A 223-nucleotide genomic window follows, 5' to 3' on the forward strand; every position below is an offset into this window, starting at 1 on the left:
TAACCTTGTAGGGCCCATCGGCCATCCAGTAGCTCTACCTCCGGCAAGAAACACGCAACGCTGCACCTAAATGCATTTCGGAGAGAACCAGCTATCACGAAGTTTGATTGGTCTTTCACCCCTATCCACAGCTCATCCCCTCAGTTTTCAACCTAAGTGGGTTCGGTCCTCCACGACGTCTTACCGTCGCTTCAACCTGGCCATGGATAGATCACTTCGCTTC

General features: G+C 52.0%; 1 rRNA gene. It reads right to left on the reverse strand.

The features are described 5' to 3' along the window. Window positions 1–223 (reverse strand): 23S ribosomal RNA (locus tag WFJ36_RS17180); the annotation flags it as partial.

This window comes from Microbacterium sp. MMO-113, assembly GCF_037148555.1.
GTDB lineage: Bacteria > Actinomycetota > Actinomycetes > Actinomycetales > Microbacteriaceae > Microbacterium.